This window comes from Micromonospora sp. WMMD729, from assembly GCF_049315225.1.
Lineage (GTDB): Bacteria > Actinomycetota > Actinomycetes > Mycobacteriales > Micromonosporaceae > Micromonospora.
Window position 1 is genome coordinate 946,831 of record NZ_CP186059.1, and the last position, 13,530, is coordinate 960,360.

Genomic DNA, 13,530 nt, shown 5'->3' on the forward strand with positions numbered 1-13,530 from the left:
GCGTGATTCTTTCACCCTGGATACGGAACGGGGCGCGACCGCTTGGGTCGCGCCCCGCCGTTGTGCCGTCAGCCTCAGTTGCGGGTACAACTCCTGCCGTTCAGCGAGAAGCTGCTCGGGGACGAGTACGACCCGCTCAGCGTCCCCTGGTAGCCGAAGCTGGCCGTGCCGCCGGGGGCGATCGACCCGTTGTGGCTCACGTTCCGGGCGGTCACCGCGGATCCGCTCTGGCTCACCGTGGCGTTCCAGGCGTTGGTGACCGTCTGCCCACCGGGCAGGTTGTAGTTGAGCGTCCAGCCGTTGATCGCGCTGGAACCGGTGTTGGTGATCTGCACGTCGGCGGTGAAGCCGTTGTTCCACGAGTTGGCCGTGTACTTCACCGCGCAGGCGGAGGTGCCGCCCGGCGGCGGGGTGGTCGGCGGCGGGTTGGTGGGGTTGCCGCCGCCGTTGACGTTCGCCGAGAACGAGGTCACCGCGAGGCCGACGCCGCCCTGCCACGGCTCGAAGCCGGCCTGGATGCTGGTCAGGTACCAGGAGTTCGTGATCGCGCCCCGGTTGCGGGTGTCGTTGATGAAGTCCATGACGCTGAAGTTCAGGCTGGAGATCGCGGACGACGCGACGTACGAGATGACGTTGTTGGAGCCGTTGCTGCCCCGCCAGACCTCCCAGGTCCGGCCGGCCAGGTTCGTCGTGCCGACCACCGAGCCGATGGGCTGGATCGGACCCTGGCGGTTGAGCCAGATCATGATCTCCATCTGGTTCACGCCGTCCCGCTTCGGCGACGGGTCCAGCCAGATGTCGTACGACGCGTTGTAGGTCGCGCCGCTCACGTACCGGTAGCTGATGCTGCTGGTGGCGCTGCTGATCTGCGACACCTGGATCGGCAGGTTCGTGCCGGGGGAGCAGTTGGTGTAGTGGCAACCGAAGAAGATCGAGGGGTACGCGGTGGGCGCGCCGTTGGTGGGGCTGCTGCCGTTCAGCGTGGTGATCTCGAAGCCGTTGCTGGTGGCGTTGATGCACTGCTGGGCGGTGGTGCCCCAGCGGTTGTTCTGCACCACGTAGCGGCCCTGGATGACGGTGGAGCCGTACTGCTCGCAGATCAGGGTGTCGGCGGAGGCGCTGCCGCCGAGAGCCACGGCGACGAGGGAACTGGTGAGCAACAGCCCGGCGGCGGCCAGGGCTCGGAGGTGACGTTTCATGACGCTCCTTGACTCGGCGCAAGCTGGGCGCCGGCTGTGGTGGGGTGGTGCGGGAGCGCTCCCACGCTCAACGACACATTTACATGTCTGAAACTACGGCGCAACCGCGCAGGTCAAACTGGCGAATTGTGAGGATTGCCACGCCTGCTCCGGACGGCTGTCGGTCGTCGTCCCGGTCAGCGACGACGGCCGCCGGCGAGCGGTTCGCGCCGGGCCGATCGGCTCTGGTGTGCGTCGATCGCTCCGAGTAGCGTGTTGCCTCCAACGCGTGCCGTTCCCCTCCGGAGGCGTACACCACCATGCGTAGCTCCCCCCTGCGCATCCTCATCGTCGGCGCGGGCCTCGCCGGCCTGGCCGTGGCCCGGGCCCTGCGCCTGGCGGGCTTCCGGCCGGATGTGACCGACAAGCTGCCAGCAGGGGAGTCGACCGATGCCGGTCTCTACCTCCCCGGCAACGCCGCCCGTGCACTGCACCGGCTGGACCTGCACGATCCCGTCCGTCCCCTCGGGCAGGTGATCCACCGGCAGCGCTTCTTCGACGCCGCCGGGGCCCCGCTCTGCGAGGTCGACCTGGACGCGCTCTGGGCCGGCGTCGGGGAGTGCCGGGCGCTGCCCCGCGGCGACCTGCACCGGGTCCTGCTCAGCGGCGCCGGGGGCGCGGTCCGGCACGGCGCCGAGGTCCGCACCCTCGAACTGCTCCCGGGCGCCGTCGGGGTCACCTTCACCGACGGCACCCGCACCGAGTACGACCTGGTCATCGGCGCCGACGGGCCGCGTTCGTCGGTGCGCACCCTGGCCGCGCTCGGCGGCCCGCCCCGCCCGGCCGGGCACGTCGTCTACCGGGCCGTCCTGCGCGACGGACCGACCCTCACCGACTGGACCGGCCTGCTCGGGCAGCGCTGTGGCCTGCTGCTCGTGCCGATCGGGGAGGGCCGCCTGCACTGCTACGCCGACGAGGCGGGCACCGAGCCGCCCGCCGACCCGCTGGCCCGACTGCGGGAACTCTTCGCCGACTATCGGGGCCCGGTGCCCGAGGTGCTCGACACGCTCGACCGGGTGGACGTCGGGATCACCGACGAGGTCGACCTGGGCCGCTGGCACCGGGGCCGGGTGCTGCTGGTCGGCGACGCCGCCCACGCCACCGCGCCGACCCTGTCGCAGGGTGCGGCGATGGCCCTGGAGGACGCCGTGGTGCTGGCCGAGTCGCTGCGCGCGGCCGGCAGCGTCGAGGCGGCGCTGGTGGCGTACGAGAGTCGTCGTCGCCCGCGTACCCGATGGGTGGCCGACCGGACCCGGGACCGCAACCGGACCCGGGACGTGCCGCCGGCGCTGCGCGACCCGTTGCTGCGCGGACGCGGCGGACGGATCTTCGGGGAGCACTACCGGCTACTGGTCGGCCCGCTGTAGGCCCGTTGTAGATCGTGTCACGCCACCCCACGCGGCGCTGCGACCTGCCGGGGACTATCCTCCTTGCGGATGACGGCCCGCCGATAAACAGCGTGAGCCGAGCGGGACAACCGAGAACCGGAGGCCACTCGTGACCACCGTCGCACCCAAGCCGGTCGTGACCCGGCCCTGGCCGGTCCGGGAGCCGGTCAAGGGGTCGGCCATCGCGCGGCTGCTGCGAACCACGGACGCGAAGCAGATCGGGATCATGTACATGATCACCGCATTCGTGTTCTTCCTGATCGGTGGCGTGATGGCCCTGATCATGCGGGCCGAGCTGGCCCGACCTGGGCTGCAGTTCCTGTCGCCCGAGCAGTACAACCAGCTCTTCACGATGCACGGCACGATCATGCTGCTGTTCTTCGCGACGCCGATCGTGTTCGCCTTCGCGAACTACATCGTGCCGATCCAGATCGGCGCGCCCGACGTCTCCTTCCCCCGCCTGAACAGCTTCGCCTACTGGCTGTACCTGTTCGGCGGCACGATGGCGACCGCCGGCTTCATCACCCCGGGCGGCGCCGCCGACTTCGGCTGGTTCGCGTACGCGCCGCTGAGCAGCGTCGAGCACTCGCCCGGCGTCGGCGCCAACATGTGGATCATGGGTCTGGCCATCTCCGGTCTGGGCACCATCCTCGGCGCGGTGAACATGATCACCACGGTGCTCACCCTGCGTGCGCCCGGCATGACCATGTTCCGGATGCCGATCTTCACGTGGAACATCCTGGTCACCAGCCTCCTGGTGATCCTGGTCTTCCCGCTGCTGGCCGCCGCCCTGTTCGCGCTCGCCGCGGACCGCATCCTCGGCGCCCACGTGTACGACGCGGCGACCGGTGGACCGATGCTCTGGCAGCACCTGTTCTGGTTCTTCGGGCACCCCGAGGTGTACATCGTCGCGCTGCCGTTCTTCGGCATCATCAGCGAGATCATCCCGGTCTTCTCCCGCAAGCCGATCTTCGGCTACAAGGGCCTGGTCGCCGCGACCGTCGCGATCGCCGCGCTCTCCATGAGCGTCTGGGCGCACCACATGTTCGCCACCGGCCAGGTGCTGCTGCCGTTCTTCAGCTTCCTGAGCTACCTGATCGCGGTGCCGACCGGTATGAAGTTCTTCAACTGGATCGGCACCATGTGGCGCGGCCAGATCAGCTTCGAGACGCCCATGCTCTGGGCGGTCGGCTTCCTGGTCACCTTCCTCTTCGGTGGTCTCACCGGTGTGCTGCTGGCCAGCCCGCCGCTCGACTTCCACGTGTCGGACTCGTACTTCGTGGTGGCGCACTTCCACTACGTGCTCTTCGGCACCATCGTGTTCGCGGTCTTCGCCGGCATCTACTTCTGGTTCCCGAAGATGTTCGGCCGGATGCTCGACGAGCGCCTGGGCAAGGTGCACTTCTGGCTCACCATGATCGGTTTCCACACCACCTTCCTGGTGCAGCACTGGCTCGGCGCCGAGGGCTTCCCCCGGCGGTACGCCGACTACCTGCCCGGCGACGGCTTCACCACGCTGAACACGATCTCCACGATCGGCGCGTTCATCACCGGTATCTCCACGCTGCCGTTCATCTACAACTGCTGGAAGTCGTACAAGACCGGCCCGGTGGTCGAGGTGAACGACCCCTGGGGTCACGGCAACTCGCTGGAGTGGGCGACCAGCAGCCCGCCGCCGCTGCGCAACTTCGACCGGATGCCGCGGATCCGCTCCGAGCGGCCGGCGTTCGACGCGAAGTTCCCCGAGCTGGCCGCCGGCCAGAGCGTGGCCGGTCCGCCGGAGGGTGGCGCCAAGCCGCTCACCAGCGAGTCGGACGGCGGCGCCACCTACACCGAGGACACCGCCAGCAACGTCGACCGCAACTAGAGCTCAACCCAGCTCGTACGACGGGCGCCGCCCCCGGAACCCCCGGGAGCGGCGCCCGTCGCGTTACCCAACCGCTCTGACCTCGCCGTGTGCCCCGCGTTCTGCCCCGCGTTTCGCGTCCTGCCCCGCACGCTCCGCGCCCCGCGCCACCCGCTCGGCGCGTCGATCTTGCACTTTCTGTCGTCACCAACGGGGATGAAGCTGGCAAAACGGCAACAGTTTCTGCAAGATCGGCGCGGGGAAGGGGTGGGCTCTCGACCGTGGGCACGGTCCAGGGGGAAGATCCGTGCAACTTTCCTGATGTTGCTGCCTCCCACGCTCAGGAAGCAGCAACATCAGGGAAGTTGTGCGGATCTTGGTGTCGGGGTGTCGGGGTGCCGGGGTGCCGGGGTGCTGGGGTGCCGGGGTGCCGGGGTGGGGGCTATTAGCGGGTTGCGGGCGCGGGCTCGTGGTCGATGGGGGTTGGTGCGGGCGGTGCGTCGGCGGTGCGGCGGCGGCGTAGCTCGACGGGGAGCACGGCCAGGGTGACCAGGACGCCGAGCGCCCCGGTCACCACGAAGCCCCACAACGGCGCGCTGGCGTCGATCACCGCGCCGGCGAGTGGTGCGCCGATCGCGATGCCGACGGTGACGGCCGAGCCGTGCAGGCCCATCGCCTCGCCGCGTACCTCGGCCGGGGCGAGCCGGCTGACGGCGTCGGCGGAGGCCGCGATGGTCGGCGCGCAGAGCGCGCCGGCCGGGATCAGCGCCAGGCACAGCAGCCACCAGTGTGCGCCGCCCAGCCCGACCGGGATGGTGCAGAGCGCGAGCGCGGCGGTCAGGGTGAGCGGGGAGAGCGAGCGGTGCACCGCCCCGTAGGCGAAGCCGCCGATCAGGGAGGCGATCGCCCAGCCGGCCAGCACGGCCCCGGTCCAGCCGGCCTCTCCGCTGGCCCGCAGGACGGCCACCACCGCCACGTCGGTGCCCCCGAGGACCAGCGTTGCGGCGGTGCTGAGCGCCAGCACGGCGAGCAGCCGGGGCGTCAGCCACTCCCGGCGGGACACCTGGCGTCGTGGGCCGACCGGCTCGGCGGCGCCACGGATCGGCGGGTTCAGCAGCCACAGGGCGGCCCCGGCGGCGACGATGCCGCCACCGACGAGGTACATGGTGGTCTGCGCCGAGATCGCGGTGACCAGGGCCACCGCCAGCGCCGGGCCGATCATGAAGGACAGTTCGACGGACATGGAGTCGAGGGCGTACGCCGGCCGCCGTTGATCTTCCGGTACCAGCGCGGCGATCGACTGACGGACCACCGAGAAGATGGGCAGGGCCAACGAGCCGGCCACGAACGCGGCCGGCAACAGCACCGGGTACGCCAACGAGGGTGCCGTGGTCCAGAACACCGCCTCGGCGATCCCGGTAAGCACCAGCACCGGCCGCAGGCCGCGCCGGTCGACCAGGCGGCCGAGCAGCGGGCCGCCGATCGCCGCGCCGATCGTGATGGCGGCGCCCACCAGGCCCGCCGCGCCGTAACCCCGGTCGAGGTCGAGCACCACGTGGAAGGTCAGGGTGACCCCGGTGGCCGTGAGTGGAATGCGGGCGAGGACGGCGACCAGCAGCAGCGACCGCAGGCCGGGCAGGGCGAGCGCTGTCCGGTAAGGCTTGATGTTCACGTTGGTCCGTACCTCCGGCGACATCCTCGACGGATCGCGGACCGTTGGCCAACCAATTACCGCGTCATGCGGTCCTGATCACAGGTTCACCGTGCAGGACCACCCCGGCGCCGTCCATCGCGCGCAGCGCCACGTCGGTGGTCTCCGGGGCGACCGCGGCGGTCAGTTCCAGCAGCACCGTGGTGGCGAAGCCCTCCCGGGCGGCGTCCAGCGCGGTGGCGCGGACGCAGTGGTCGGTGGCGATGCCGACCACGTCGACGGTGTCCACGTCGTGCCGGCGCAGCCAGTCCGCCAGGCACTCGCCGTCGTCGGCGTGCCCCTCGAACCCGGAGTACGCGGCGGCGTGCTCGCCCTTGTGGAAGATCGCCTCGACCCGTCCCGTCTCCAGCTCCGGGTGGAACTCCGAGCCGCTGGTGCCGACCACGCAGTGCCGGGGCCAGGACTCCACGAAGTCCGGCGGATCGCCGAAGTGCGCGCCCGGATCGATGTGGTAATCCTTCGTGGCGACCACGTGCCGCCACCGGGCCGGCTCGGTGGCGAGCAGCCGGGAGATACCGGCCGCCACCCCGGCGCCGCCCGGGACGGCCAACGAGCCGCCCTCGCAGAAGTCGTTCTGCACATCAACGATGATCAGTGCGTTGGTCATCGGGGGTCCCTTCGAGTTCGGGTCGGCGGGCTCAGCCGGCGGGTACGACGGTGACCGGCACGGCGGGGTCACCGGCGGAGAGCTTCAGCCCCTCCCACGGGATGGAGATGAGGCATTCGCGCAGGTGCTCCCGGGACTCGTCGAGGGTGGGCAGGGCCACCGGTTCGCCGTCGACCACGTACGAGTGCTGGAGCATCCGGTCGTTGGCCTGCCGGTCCGGCACCCCCTGCGGGACGATGATCTCTTCCGTGGCGGTGCCGGTGGGCTTGTGCCGGCGGACCGCCACCTTGCGCCCCCCGATGGTGGCCTTGTGCTCGGAGCGCTTCACCACCGGCCGGCCGTCGACCTCGACGAGTTTGTAGACGAGCCCCGCGGTGGGCGCACCGGAGCCGGTGACCACGGCCGTGCCCGCGCCGTAGATGTCGACCGGCTCGGCGGCCAGCGCGGCGATGGAGTACTCGTCCAGGTCGCCCGAAACGATGATCTTGGTCTCGGTCGCGCCCAGGGAGTCGAGCAGTTCCCGGGACTGCTGCGCGATCACCGCCAGGTCGCCCGAGTCGATCCGGACCGCCCGCAACTCCGGGCCGGCCACCGCGATCGCGTTCCGGATGCCCTGCGAGATGTCGTACGTGTCGACCAGCAGCGTGGTGTCCTTGCCCAGCGTGGCGACCTGCGAGGCGAACGCCGCCCGCTCGTCGTCGTGCAGCAGCGTGAACGCGTGCGCCGCCGTGCCCGCCGTGGGGATGCCGTAGCGCTCGCCGGCGGCGAGGTTGGAGGTGAACCGGAAACCGGCCAGGTACGCGGCCCGCGCCGCCGCCACGGCCGCCTCCTCGTGCGCCCGCCGGGATCCCATCTCGATCAGGGCGCGGCCCCGGGCGGCGGTGACCATCCGCGCGGCGGCGGCCGCCACCGCGCAGTCGTGGTTGAGCACGGAGAGCGCCACCGTCTCCAGCACCACACACTCGGCGAAGCCGCCGGAGACGGTCAGGATCGGCGAACCGGGGAAGAACAGCTCACCCTCGGCGTACCCGTCGATGTCGCCGGTGAAGCGGTAATCGGTGAGCCAGGCCGCCGCCGCGTCGTCGACCACTCCGGTGCGGCGCAGGAAGTCGACCTCGGCCGGGTCGAACCGGAAGTCGCGGATCAGCTCGATCAGTCGCGCGGTGCCGGCGACGACGCCGTACCGCCGACCGGTGGGCAGCCGCCGACTGAACACCTCGAAGACGCACCGGCGGTCGGCGGTGCCGTCCTTGAGTGCCGCGCTGACCATGGTCAGCTCGTAGTGGTCGGTCAGCAGCGCGGGGCGGTGGGTGCTCACCGTCCCAGCCTAAGGTTCAGCCGGAGTCGTCGCCCTCGTGGCCCGGGATCGACCGTAGCGCGGCCCACAACTCGGCCCGGCCGGTCACCCCGAGCTTGGTGTAGATCCGCTGCAGGTGGTTCTCCACGGTACGGGCGGACAGGTACAGCCGTTCGGCGATGGCCTTGCTGGTCGCGCCGTGCGCGGCGAGGCGCGCCACCTGCCACTCGCGTTCGGTCAGCACCGGTGCCCCGGCCCGCAGCGCCGGCGTCCGGATCAGGTCGCACCGCCCGAGCAACCCGGCGAGCCGTTCGCGGGCCTCGCCGGCCGCCGTCGAGTGCTGCTGACGCAGCCGGTGCAGGGCCTGGGCGGTGGCCTCGGCGGCGTACACGGTCAACTCCAGCGCCGCGTAGTCGTCGGCGACCGAGAGCAGGTCCGGGGCCGAGTCGGTCACCGCCGCCCGGGCGTGCCGGGCCAGCAGCGGCGGCAACACCCCGTCCACCTGCTCGGACAGCTCGGCGAGGCGCTGCGCCACGGTGCGCCGCCCGCCGTCGGAGCAGGTGGGCCCGATCGGCGCGCCGGCCTGCTCCAGCCGGACCAGGTCGTGCAGGACGTGCACCTCGTGCCCGGCGAAGCCGTCCGCGCGCAGCCGGTCGGCCAGATCGCTGAGCTGCTTCACCGCGCCGGGCAGGTCACCCGACGCGGCCAGCACCGCGCCCCGGGCCTGCTCCAACCACGGGTAGAGCACCGCCATGCCCGGCGCGTGGGTACGGTCGGCCTCGGCCATCGCCTCGGTGGCCTGCGCCGCGTCGCCGCGCAGCGCCGCCGCCTGGGCCCGCTCGGCCTGGGCCAGGCCGGCGTAGACCCGGCTGGTCGCCAGTACCGCGCAGGCGCCCAACGAGGTACGCATCGCCGCGTCGCTCTGCCCCCGCAGCCGGGCGGCGTACGCCGCGAGGATCGCCAGGTAGCCGGTGCCGAGCCGGAAGTCACCGGCGCCCGCCAGATCGGCGAACTCGTCGGCCACGATCGCGTCGATCCCGACGAGGTCGCCGGTGAGCATCAGCCGGGTGCCGCGCGCCAGCTCCAGGGCCAATTGCAGGTACGGCATGTCGGTGCGCCAGGACGCCGCGGCGGAGTGCACCTGCGCGATGGCCGCGCCGCTGCGCGTCAGCTGACCCTCGGCGGCCTGGACGTACGCGATGGTGCTGCGGGCCAGCTCGCGGGCGGCGATGCTGGCCGCCGGCCGGTCGAGCACGGTCTGGCTGAGCCGGACGGCGGTCGCCGTGTCGAGTCGGTGCAACCGCATGATCGCCTCGAAGGCATGCACCCGGGCCCGGTCGGCGGAGTCGCCCAGCTGCTCGACGCGACTGGCGATCTCCTCCACCGTGGACTCCCGGCTGAGGCCCCAGTAGCTGACCATGCCGCGGACCGTCAGCCACCGGCAGAGGCGACGTTCGTCGCCGGGCTCCAGGGTCACCGCGTCGAGAACGGTGAGCGCCTCCTCCGGTCGGTCGGCGAACATCAGGATGGTGGCCAGCAGCTCCGCCGCGTCCGAGCCGCCGTCGGCGTGCAGCGCCGCCCGGGCCAGCCGGGTGGCCAACGGCACGTCGTACCGGGTGAACGCCTGCATCGCGGCGTCCACGAGCAGGGCGGCGTCCTGGGCGGTGCCGGAGTCGAGCCGCCAGACCGCCACCCGCAGCAGGTCGTCGCGGCGGCGCTTGCCGACTCGCTCCAGCAGCTCGGCGAGGTGCGCCTGGAGGCGTCGGGTGCGGCTGACCGGGCAGCGGCGACGCATCACCTCGCCGTAGAGCGGGTGCGCCAGGCGTACGTTGGTCCGCCGGTCGTGCTGGACGACCGTGATCAACCCGCGCTCCTCGGCGAACTCCACATCGGACTGCTCGGCGGCCTGGTTGAGCAGGTGCAGCCCGAGTGGCTCGCCGAAGGCGACCAGCTCGACGACCGTACGGACGCCGTCGGTGAGCTGCCCGACGCGGGTGTCGATCAGGTCGGTGAGACTGGGTGCCAGCTCCAGCCGCCCGGTCCACCTCCAGAGGCCGTAGGTGCGCTTGAGTTCCGCGCTGCCGTTGGCGGCGTGCACCAGCTCGCGCAGCAGCAGCGGGTTGCCCGCCGACAGTCGGCCGAGCCGGTCGGCGGAGTTGGCGTCGACGGGCCCGCCCAGTATCTCCGCCAGCAGGCCGGCGGTCTCCGACGGTGGCATCGGCGTCAGCTCGACGTGCTCGACCAGATCGTCGGTCCAGAGCGCGCGGATCGGCAGCGGGATCTGCTCACCGTCGCGCAGGGTGCCCACCACGGTGGCGTTGTCCGCGCGGGCGACCAGGTGCACGAGCGCGGCCGACGGTGGATCGAGCAGGTGCGCGTCGTCGATGGCGAGCACGATCCGCCGGCCGGCGGCCTGCTGTTGCAGCACACCCAGCGCCCAGCGCAGAATGCCGGCGGGGGAGAGGCCCTGCGGCTGCTCCGCCGGGAGGACCTGCACCAGCCCGCCGAACGGCAACGCCGCGGTGGTGGCACTGGCGGCGATGGACCAGATGGCGTACCGGTCGGTGGGCAGGGTGTTGACGCCCTCACGCAACAGCCGGCTCTTGCCGATGCCGGCGCTGCCGCTGAAGAAGAGCCCCCGACCGGCCTCGCCGGTAACCGCCGCCAGCAGGCGGTTGAGTTCATCGGTCCGGCCGACGAACTTCCATCGACTCATTTGGGCAGCATATCCATCGAATTCCGTCCGCGCCCGTACCATCACGCAGCGAAGTTGAGTAGTCGCACAATTACCGGTGAGTATCCATGGTGTTCGGCCTGGTCGGCGGGCCGCACGTACTCTTCGGGCATCCGGGTAGCGTTACCGGAATTTCCGCCCGACCGGCGTGCCGGTCGCCAGCCCCGGGAGGCCACCCGATGCAGCAGGGCCCTCTCCCCTCGCTCGACTCGCCCGGCGACATGGCCAGCTCAGCCGAGCTGCCGAGCTGCGGCCCGCTGCCCACCGAGCTCCACATGGCCGAGCCCCGGGCGGACGAGCCGCTCGGCGTGGTCGCTGTCGGTCCGGCCGGCGCCGACCGGCGTACCGTGCTCGCCACCCTCGTCGGTCTCGACCCGGTGATGCTCACCGTGCCGGCGGGCAGTTGGCTGGTGGTCCGGCACGCCAAGGTGCCGACCCGGGCGGCGTTCGTCCCGGGCTACCGCCAGCCGCACTCGTACGGCGCGGACCGGGACGCGGCCGGCCCGGCGTTGGCCCGCCCGCCCCGGCGGGTCGAGCTGAGCGTGCCCGAGCCGCTGCTGCGGCACTTCACCCTGATCGACACGCCGGACACCGGCGCGCTCGGGGTGGCCGGCGTGCGGGTGCTGCGGGACGCCGTCGGCCGGGCCGGCGCGCTGCTCTTCGTGATCGCGGCCGACCAGGCGTTCACCGCCCAGGAGTTGAACCTGCTCGGCGAGGTGGCCGCGGCCCCGGTGGAGGTCGTCTTCGCGGTGACGCCCGGTACGGCCGGTTGGGCACCGGTGGCCGACGGCACGGCGACGACGGAGGACACGGGGGCGTCCGTTCCGCCGGCGGTCGGTCGGTCGGGGGAGGTGGACCCGGTGGCGGTGACCGTCGCGGCGCACCGGGCGGCGCTGCTGGCCGCCGTACCCGCCCTGGCCGGCGCGCGTTGGTTCCCGCTCGACGGCGTCGACGCCGCCGCGGACCTGCGGCGGGCGCTGGTGGGGTGGTCGGCGACCGAGGGGTTGCAGCGGGCCAGCGCCGAACCGCCCGTGCTGCCCGGGCAGCACGACCGGGTGGCGATCGCCGCCGACCCGGGAGACTGGGCCGAACGGCTCGACCGGCAGACCCGCTCCTGCTCTCAGCGGATCCGCCAGCACCTGGCCCTGGAGCTGGCGAACATTCATCTGCGGGCCGTTCAGGAGATCGTCTTCGGGGTTGGCTGCGCCGGCCTGCCCGACCTGCTCGACCAGGAAATGGCGGCGCTGTCGCTGCTGGCCACCGCGCAGTGCGACCACGCGGTCCGGGGCATCGTGGCCGACACCACCGCCCAGGTGCTCGGCGCGCCACCGACGGAGGGTGTGCGGCGGCGGATCGCCACCGCGGTGCAGTACGGCCTGACCGACCACCGCTCGGGACGCGACCTGGACCGGGTTCTGCTGGTCACCAGCACGGCGGGGGTGGCCGGACTGACCGGCGCCGAGGCGATCGACGCGCTGGCCGGATATCCGACGGCGACCCGTGACGAGGTGCTTCCGCCGATCGCGGTGGCGCTCTCCGGCGGCTGCTGGCAGCAGTGGCGTACCCCGGGAAACGACGACCACAGCGCGGCGCGGGCCTGGTCCCAGCGAGCGCTGCGGGAGGTCGAGCTGGAGCTCTCCCGCGAGATCTCCCGGCGGTTCGAGGTGATCCGTCTCTCCCTGGGAGTGGTGCTGTCCGATGCGGTCGACCACGGCATCCTGCTCGCCTGACAGCGTGCCCGCCGTACGGCTCGACCTCGCTGGGCGCCCCGCCTCCGGGCAGGCGCGAGGCGGCTCGGCGGTGGCCACAACGGGCGATCCGCATTCGTCCGGCGTTCCGGTTCCTCGGTTCCGGGAAACCGGTGGCACGATGGGGGGCATGGCGGCTCCACAGGTTGCACCGGTCGAGACGCCGGCCACTGACGAGGTGCCGGCGCCCGACCGGCAATGGGTGACGATCGTGTGGGACGACCCGGTCAACCTGATGACGTACGTGACCTGGGTCTTCCAGAAGCTGTTCGGCTACAGCCGGGAGAGGGCGGAGCAGCTCATGCTGGACGTGCACCACAAGGGCCGCGCCGTGGTCTCGACCGGCGCCCGCGAGCGCATGGAGCACGACGCGTCGCAGCTGCACGCGTACGGGCTGTGGGCAACGGTGGATCGTTCATGAGCATGTTCCGGCGGCAGGCGGGCCGTTACGTCGCCACCTTCGCCGTCGACGAGGTGCGGGTGCTGCGCAAGGTCGCCTCCGAGGTGGTCGGTCTGCTCACCGACGGCTTCGACCACACCGACCCGGTCGTCGGCCGGCTGTTCCCGGCGGCGTACCCCGAGGACGCGGCCAGCACCTCGGAGTTCCGTCGCTACACCGAGGGCGACCTGAAGACCGCGAAGATCGACCAGGCCGGGGCGATCCTGGCCGCGCTGCCCGACGAAGCCGGCGGCGAGGTGCGGTTGGACGCCGAGGCGGCCGAGGCGTGGCTGCGGGCGCTCAACGACGCGCGACTGGCGATGGGCGTCCGGTTGGATATCAAGGACGGCACCGACCTGGGCGAGGAGTTGGACGACGCGGTGACCGAGGATCCGGGTTCCAGCCGGGTGTTCCAGCTGTCGGTCTACGCGTACCTCGGATATCTCCAGGAGTCCCTGCTCAACGCCTTGATCGACTAGGCGTGACCCGCACCACTTCAGGGCCTGCGCGGTAGGCGTTAGG

At 71.9% G+C, this 13,530-nt stretch carries 10 protein-coding genes; 5 read left to right on the forward strand and 5 right to left on the reverse strand.

The annotated features are described in order from the left end of the window. Positions 1-74 precede the first annotated feature (74 nt). The gene (locus tag ACN263_RS04430) at positions 75-1,199 is read right to left on the reverse strand and encodes a GH12 family glycosyl hydrolase domain-containing protein (RefSeq protein WP_422738548.1); all 1,125 of its coding nucleotides are present in this window, start codon (positions 1,197-1,199) and stop codon (positions 75-77) included. A gap of 299 nt (positions 1,200-1,498) precedes the next feature. On the opposite strand from ACN263_RS04430, the gene ACN263_RS04435 reads away from it, so the two are divergent. Beyond that, positions 1,499-2,605, forward strand: coding sequence for an FAD-dependent monooxygenase (locus tag ACN263_RS04435; protein WP_422738549.1), 1,107 nt, complete (start codon positions 1,499-1,501; stop codon positions 2,603-2,605). Positions 2,606-2,735: 130 nt separating this feature from the next. Beyond that, a complete protein-coding gene (gene ctaD, locus ACN263_RS04440; RefSeq protein WP_422738550.1) occupies positions 2,736-4,493 on the forward strand; it encodes a cytochrome c oxidase subunit I in 1,758 nt (585 codons plus the stop codon). Between the two features lie 424 nt (positions 4,494-4,917). Here ctaD and ACN263_RS04445 read toward each other — a convergent pair whose 3' ends face one another. The 4 genes from ACN263_RS04445 to ACN263_RS04460 are packed head-to-tail and all read right to left on the reverse strand — an operon-like array spanning position 4,918 to position 10,803. After that, entirely contained in the window at positions 4,918-6,168 is a 1,251-nt protein-coding gene (locus ACN263_RS04445) for an MFS transporter (RefSeq protein WP_422738551.1), read from the reverse strand. Positions 6,169-6,208: 40 nt separating this feature from the next. Beyond that, positions 6,209-6,790 carry a nicotinamidase gene (locus tag ACN263_RS04450; RefSeq protein ID WP_422738552.1) on the reverse strand — a complete coding sequence of 194 codons (582 nt, stop codon included), beginning with the start codon at positions 6,788-6,790 and terminating at the stop codon, positions 6,209-6,211. Positions 6,791-6,821: 31 nt separating this feature from the next. After that, positions 6,822-8,108, reverse strand: coding sequence for a nicotinate phosphoribosyltransferase (locus ACN263_RS04455; RefSeq protein ID WP_422738553.1), 1,287 nt, complete (start codon positions 8,106-8,108; stop codon positions 6,822-6,824). A 16-nt stretch (positions 8,109-8,124) separates the two neighbouring features. Beyond that, complete coding sequence (locus ACN263_RS04460) at positions 8,125-10,803, reverse strand: LuxR C-terminal-related transcriptional regulator (protein ID WP_422738554.1); 2,679 nt, start codon at positions 10,801-10,803, stop codon at positions 8,125-8,127. 197 nt (positions 10,804-11,000) lie between these two features. Here ACN263_RS04460 and ACN263_RS04465 point away from each other — a divergent pair, with 197 nt between their 5' ends. The 3 genes from ACN263_RS04465 to ACN263_RS04475 all read left to right on the forward strand — a co-directional run bounded on the left by ACN263_RS04465 (position 11,001) and on the right by ACN263_RS04475 (position 13,487). Continuing rightward, the gene (locus ACN263_RS04465) at positions 11,001-12,551 is read left to right on the forward strand and encodes a hypothetical protein (protein ID WP_422738555.1); all 1,551 of its coding nucleotides are present in this window, start codon (positions 11,001-11,003) and stop codon (positions 12,549-12,551) included. 148 nt (positions 12,552-12,699) lie between these two features. Further along, positions 12,700-12,990, forward strand: coding sequence for an ATP-dependent Clp protease adapter ClpS (gene clpS, locus ACN263_RS04470; protein ID WP_234581506.1), 291 nt, complete (start codon positions 12,700-12,702; stop codon positions 12,988-12,990). Beyond that, positions 12,987-13,487 carry a DUF2017 domain-containing protein gene (locus ACN263_RS04475; protein ID WP_422738557.1) on the forward strand — a complete coding sequence of 167 codons (501 nt, stop codon included), beginning with the start codon at positions 12,987-12,989 and terminating at the stop codon, positions 13,485-13,487. The genes clpS and ACN263_RS04475 overlap by 4 nt, the downstream gene beginning before the upstream one ends. Positions 13,488-13,530 lie beyond the last annotated feature (43 nt).

Excerpts from the sequence above, each read along its gene's own strand:
- ACN263_RS04430 (WP_422738548.1), bottom strand. The coding sequence starts at position 1,199 with ATGAAACGTCACCTCCGAGCCCTGGCCGCCGCCGGGCTGTTGCTCACC.
- ACN263_RS04435 (WP_422738549.1), top strand. The coding sequence starts at position 1,499 with ATGCGTAGCTCCCCCCTGCGCATCCTCATCGTCGGCGCGGGCCTCGCC.
- ACN263_RS04445 (WP_422738551.1), bottom strand. The coding sequence starts at position 6,168 with ATGTCGCCGGAGGTACGGACCAACGTGAACATCAAGCCTTACCGGACA.
- ACN263_RS04450 (WP_422738552.1), bottom strand. The coding sequence starts at position 6,790 with ATGACCAACGCACTGATCATCGTTGATGTGCAGAACGACTTCTGCGAG.
- ACN263_RS04460 (WP_422738554.1), bottom strand. The coding sequence starts at position 10,803 with ATGAGTCGATGGAAGTTCGTCGGCCGGACCGATGAACTCAACCGCCTG.
- ACN263_RS04465 (WP_422738555.1), top strand. The coding sequence starts at position 11,001 with ATGCAGCAGGGCCCTCTCCCCTCGCTCGACTCGCCCGGCGACATGGCC.
- clpS (WP_234581506.1), top strand. The coding sequence starts at position 12,700 with ATGGCGGCTCCACAGGTTGCACCGGTCGAGACGCCGGCCACTGACGAG.
- ACN263_RS04475 (WP_422738557.1), top strand. The coding sequence starts at position 12,987 with ATGAGCATGTTCCGGCGGCAGGCGGGCCGTTACGTCGCCACCTTCGCC.